This window comes from Stenotrophomonas ginsengisoli, from assembly GCF_001431485.1.
Classification (GTDB): Bacteria; Pseudomonadota; Gammaproteobacteria; order Xanthomonadales; family Xanthomonadaceae; genus Stenotrophomonas; species Stenotrophomonas ginsengisoli.
On the sequence record NZ_LDJM01000055.1, the window covers coordinates 1 to 5,806 of the forward strand.

Sequence of the window (5,806 nt, forward strand, 5' to 3'; positions counted from 1 at the left end):
GCCCAAGACACAAGCGCACCCGGGCGCGACGCGGCAGGTTGGCAGCAGCACTGCGTGCACCGGCATCACTACCGGAGCCGCCCCTGCAACAGCCATAAAAAAACCGCCCCGGAGGGCGGTTTGCATGCTGAGGCCGAGCAAAAGACTCACATCTTCTGCTCGACCGGGCAGCAACTTACTTCTTCATCAGCTCGGCAATGGCCGCGCCCAGGTCGCCCGGCGAACGGACGGTCTTGACGCCAGCGGCTTCCATCGCGGCGAACTTGCCTTCGGCGGTGCCCTTGCCGCCCGATGCGATCGCACCGGCGTGGCCCATGCGCTTGCCGGCCGGGGCCGAGGCACCGGCGATGAAGCCCACGACCGGCTTCTTGACGTACTTGGCGATGTACTCGGCGCCGGCTTCTTCGGCGTCACCACCGATTTCGCCGACCATGATGATGCCTTCGGTCTGCGGGTCTTCGTTGAACAGCTTCAGGCAGTCAACGAAGTTCAGGCCGTTGATCGGGTCGCCGCCGATACCGATACAGGTCGACTGGCCCAGGCCCACTTCGGTGGTCTGCTTGACCGCTTCATAGGTCAGGGTGCCCGAACGCGACACGATGCCGATCTTGCCCGGCATGTGGATGTGGCCCGGCATGATGCCGATCTTGCACTCGCCCGGGGTGATCACGCCGGGGCAGTTCGGCCCGATCAGCACGGTGTCCGGGTAGGACGCCTTGAGCACGTTGTCCACGCGCAGCATGTCCAGCACCGGGATGCCTTCGGTGATGCAGACGATGACCTTGATGCCGGCAGCAGCGGCTTCCAGGATGGCGTCGGCAGCGAACGGCGGCGGCACGTAGATGACCGAGGCGTCAGCGCCGGTGGCGGCAACGGCATCGGCAACGGTGTTGAACACCGGCAGTTCCAGGTGGGTGGTGCCACCCTTGCCCGGGGTAACGCCGCCGACAACCTGGGTGCCGTATTCCAGCATCTGGGTGGCGTGGAAGGTGCCCTGCTGGCCGGTGAAGCCCTGCACGATCACCTTGGTGTTCTTGTTGATCAAAACGCTCATGGAAAAATCCTTGGTTCTCGCAGGAGCGACCCTGGTCGCGACGGCCTTTCCATCGAAATCAAGGAAAGGCATCGCGCGCAGGCGCGCTCCCACACAGAAAATGGGTTAGGCGGCAGCCTTGACGGCGTCAACGATCTTCTTGGCGCCGTCGTTGATGTTGTCAGCCGGGATGATGGCCATGCCGCTGTCACGCAGCAGCTGCTTGCCTTCTTCCACGTTGGTGCCTTCCAGACGGACGACGACCGGGACCTTGACGCCCACTTCCTTGACCGCGGCAATGATGCCTTCGGCAATCATGTCGCAGCGGACGATGCCGCCGAAGATGTTGACGAAGATGCCTTCGACCTTGTCCGAGGACAGGATCAGCTTGAAAGCCTCGATCACGCGCTGCTTGTTGGCACCGCCGCCGACGTCCAGGAAGTTGGCCGGCTCGCCGCCGTTGAGCTTGATCACGTCCATGGTGGCCATGGCCAGGCCAGCGCCGTTGACCATGCAGCCGATGTTGCCGTCCATGGTGACGTAGTTGATGTCCAGCTCCGAAGCGATCACTTCGGTCGGGTCTTCCTGGCTCTTGTCGCGCATGGCGACCAGGGCCTTGTGACGGTAGGCGGCGTTGTCGTCGCTGTTGAACTTGCCGTCCAGCGCGTACAGGTTGCCGTCGTCCAGGATGGCCAGCGGGTTGATCTCAACCAGGGCCAGGTCCTTTTCGTTGAAGATGCGGTACAGGTTGACCATGATGTTGGCGAACTGGCCGGCCTGCTTGGCGGTCAGGCCCATCTTGAAGCCGATGTCACGGCCGTGGTAACCCTGCACGCCCTCGACGAAGTCCACATTCAAGGTGTGGATCAGGTGCGGGGTTTCGGCCGCGACCTGCTCGATCTCCATGCCGCCTTCAGAGGAGGCAATGAAGCTGATGCTGCGGGTGCCACGGTCAACCAGCACCGACAGGTACAGTTCCTTGACGATCTCACCGGCGGTGGTCACCAGCACCAGGTTGACCGGCAGCTCGACGCCGGCGGTCTGGTAGGTGGCCATCTTGGTGCCCAGCATCTTGGCCGCAGCCGCCTGCACGTCTTCGACGGTCTTGCAGAACTTGACGCCACCGGCCTTGCCACGGCCACCGGCGTGGATCTGCGCCTTGACCATCCACGGGCCTGCGCCCAGCGACTTGGCCGCTTCCACCGCTTCTTCGGCGGTAGCGGCAACCTTGCCGGCCGGAACCGGGATGCCGTATTCGGCAAGCAGTTGTTTTGACTGGTATTCGTGGAAATTCATGCGTCACCGTGGGTATGGGATATCAACCGACCAGGCGCCTGAACAAGACTATTCATTCGGCGCGGTAGTCCCCCATTGTCACCCGCGACCGTCGCAATGCCAACAGGTCTGTACAAATTGATCACGCCACACCGCGTACACCTCGCCGGATTTGCCGAATCCGGCAACAGAGCCTGCCCGCGATACACTGCCGTGTCGCAACAGCACAGCGTCGGGAACCGCGCTTGAACCCCAGCCCCCTGCCCCCCCACCATCTGGACGCGCTGCCGCAGCGCGAGGCACTGGCGTATTCGCTGTACCGGCTGATGATCGCCCTGTTGATCACCGCCTTGCTGTTCAGCCCCTGGACCGAAGTCATCGGCATTCCCCACCAGGCCGAGCTGGCCCGCCCGGTGGCCCTGATCTACCTGACCATCGCCGTCTGGCTGACCCTGCGCAGCCAACGCTGGCGCTTCCTGGAGATGGGCGCGTTCTGGGGTGGGCTGATCGACATCACCGCCGTCACCATCACCCTGCACTCGTTGCCCAGCGCCGGCACCGGGCTGGCGATGTCGCTGCTGGTCAACCTCACCGTGGCCGCCCTGCTGCTGCGCCTGCTGCCGGCCATGCTGCTGGCGGTACTGGCCGGTGCCGGCCTGCTGCTGGAGCACGCCTTGCGCATGGTCGAAGGCCGCGATGCCAGCACCCCGGTCGAGCTGGGGCTGTTCATCACCAGCTACCTGGCCCTGGCCTGGTTCGGCTACCAGCAGGGCGCACGCGCCCGCCAGAACCGGGTGTTGGCCGAACAGCGCGGCGCCGAGGTTGCCAACCTGTATGAGATCAACGAACTGATCATCCGCCGCCTGCGTACCGGGGTGCTGGTGGTCGATGCCGATGACCGCATCACCCTGGCCAACGAGGCCGCCATCGTCCTGCTCGGCGAGGCCGCCCCTTCCGACAACGGCAGCCTGCCGCGCCTGCCCCCTCCACTGGCCGTGCGCCTGCACCGCTGGCGCCAGGGCTTTGACCACGAACTGGGCCCGATGCGCATTGCCAAGGGCCAGATCGAGGTGCAGCCGCGCTTTGCCCGCCTGCTGGCCGACAGTGACCAGGCCCTGGTGTTCCTGGACGACACCACGGTCATCTCACGCCGCGCCGAGTCGCTGACCCTGTCGGCAATGGGGCGTTTTTCGGCCAGCCTGGCCCACGAGATCCGCAACCCGTTGGCGGCAATCAACTATGCCACCCAGTTGCTGGAGGAATCCCCGGCCATCGGCGCGGCCGACCGCCGCCTGCTGCAGATCATCCACCAGCAGTGCCAGCGCACCAACGGCATCATCGAAAGCGTGCTCGGCCTGGCCCGGCGCGAACGCGCCATCCCCGAGAACATCGAGCTCAACGCCTTTGTGCGCCGCTTCGTGGAGGAATACCAGACCACCATGGCGCTGGAAGCCAACTCCCTGGACTACGTCCTGACCAGCGGCCAGGCCACTGCCCTGGCCGACCCCCGCCACCTGCACCAGGTGCTGTCCACCCTGGTCCACAACGCCCTGCACCACGGCCGCAGCGGCAACGAGCCGGCCCGGGTCAGGCTGCGCGTGGGGGTGATGGAACGCCACGCGGTGATCGACTGCCTGGACCGCGGCCCGGGCCTGGCACCGGCCCTGGCCGAGCAGCTGTTCCGGCCCTTCTTCACCACCTCCGAGCACGGCACCGGGCTGGGCCTGTACATTGCCCGCGAGCTGTGCCGGGCCAACCAGGGGCAGCTGGAACATGTGCCGATGCCGGCCGGTGGCGCCTGCTTCCGTATCACCCTGCCCGGCGCAGCGAGCATCACATCACATTGACAGCTTGATGTGTTTGGCGTCTGGCCATGCTTGGGATATCTTTGGCCGATGACTGAAACACGCACTGCCCTGATCGTCGATGACGAGCGCGACATCCGCGAACTGCTCGTTCTCACCTTGGGCCGCATGGGGTTACGCATCAGCACTGCCGCCAACCTGGCCGAGGCCCGGGAGCAGCTTGCTGTGCATCGTTATGACCTGTGCATCACCGACATGCGCCTGCCCGATGGCAACGGCATCGAACTGGTGCACGAGATTGCCCGCAACCACCCCAGCACCCCGGTGGCGATGATCACCGCCTTCGGCTCGATGGACCTGGCTGTGGAAGCCCTGAAGGCCGGCGCCTTCGATTTCGTCTCCAAACCGGTGGACCTGAACGTGTTGCGCGGCCTCGTCCGGCACGCTCTGGAACTGGGCAGCCAGGCCAGCGCCGCCAAGGCCAATGCGCCCCTGCCCAGCGAGAACCCCAGCCGTCTGCTCGGTGACTCCGTGCCGATGCAGGAGCTGCGCAGCACCATCGGCAAGGTCTCGCGCAGCCAGGCACCGGTCTACATCGTCGGCGAATCCGGCGTGGGCAAGGAGCTGGTCGCGCGCACCATCCACGAGCAGGGCGCCCGCGCCAAGGGCCCGTTCGTCCCGGTCAACTGCGGCGCGATCCCGGCCGAGCTGATGGAAAGCGAGTTCTTCGGCCACCGCAAGGGCAGCTTCACCGGTGCCCACGCCGACAAGCCGGGCCTGTTCCAGGCCGCCAATGGCGGCACCCTGTTCCTGGACGAGGTGGCCGAGCTGCCCCTGCAGATGCAGGTCAAGCTGTTGCGCGCCATCCAGGAAAAATCCGTGCGCCCGGTCGGCGCGGCCAGCGAAATCCCGGTGGACGTGCGCCTGCTTTCGGCCACCCACAAGGACCTCGCCCGGCTGGTGGCCGAAGGCCGCTTCCGGCATGACCTGTACTACCGCATCAACGTGATCGAACTGCGCGTGCCGCCGCTGCGCGAGCGCCGCGATGACCTGCCCCAGCTGGCCAGCACCATCCTGACCCGCCTGGCCAGCAGCCATGCCCGCATCCCGCCGCAGCTGTCCGCCTCGGCCCAGGATGCACTGGCCGGCTATGCCTTCCCGGGCAATGTGCGCGAGCTGGAGAACATCCTGGAGCGCGCCCTGGCCCTGGCCGAAGGCAGCAACATCACCGTCAGCGACCTGCGCCTGCCCGCCCCGCTGCCTGCACACAACAGCGACAGCATCCCGGCCCCGGCCAGCGAAGCCGTGCACGACATCGACAGCAGCAATGCCGCCCTGCCCTCCTACATCGAGCAGCTCGAGCGCGCCGCCATCCAGAAAGCCCTGGATGAAAACCGCTGGAACAAGACCCGTGCCGCCGCCCAGCTCGGCATCACCTTCCGCGCCCTGCGTTACAAGCTGAAAAAGCTCGGCATGGAATAAGGCCCCGCCCTGCAGCGATGACCTGCAGGAAGTCCAGCACCCGCTGTTGTGTGCAGGCAGCGGGGCGGGCAGGCGCAGGTCGCTGACGGTGATGTTGCTGCCTTCGGCCAGGGCCAGGGCGCGCTCCAGGATGTTCTCCAGCTCGCGCACATTGCCCGGGAAGGCATAGCCGGCCAGTGCATCCTGGGCCGAGGCGGACAGCTGCGGCGGG

General features: G+C 65.9%; 4 protein-coding genes and 1 pseudogene. 2 read left to right on the top strand and 3 right to left on the bottom strand.

Going from position 1 to position 5,806, the window contains the following annotated elements:
• Nucleotides 1-175 precede the first annotated feature (175 nt).
• Nucleotides 176-1,054: a succinate--CoA ligase subunit alpha gene (gene sucD / locus ABB30_RS15070; protein ID WP_057639136.1), complete on the bottom strand. Its 879-nt coding sequence runs from the start codon at nt 1,052-1,054 to the stop codon at nt 176-178.
• 105 nt (nt 1,055-1,159) lie between these two features.
• Nucleotides 1,160-2,329 (bottom strand): ADP-forming succinate--CoA ligase subunit beta, encoded by a 1,170-nt coding sequence (gene sucC / locus ABB30_RS15075; RefSeq protein WP_057639137.1) that lies wholly within the window; start codon nt 2,327-2,329, stop codon nt 1,160-1,162.
• Nucleotides 2,330-2,553: 224 nt separating this feature from the next.
• On the opposite strand from sucC, the gene ABB30_RS15080 reads away from it, so the two are divergent.
• Complete coding sequence (locus tag ABB30_RS15080; protein ID WP_057639138.1) at nt 2,554-4,155, top strand: sensor histidine kinase; 1,602 nt, start codon at nt 2,554-2,556, stop codon at nt 4,153-4,155.
• A 48-nt stretch (nt 4,156-4,203) separates the two neighbouring features.
• Entirely contained in the window at nt 4,204-5,595 is a 1,392-nt protein-coding gene (locus ABB30_RS15085) for a sigma-54-dependent transcriptional regulator (RefSeq protein WP_057639139.1), read from the top strand.
• 63 nt (nt 5,596-5,658) lie between these two features.
• Here ABB30_RS15085 and ABB30_RS16630 read toward each other — a convergent pair.
• Nucleotides 5,659-5,806 (bottom strand): annotated as a pseudogene (locus ABB30_RS16630) (AAA-type ATPase lid domain-containing protein); the annotation flags it as partial.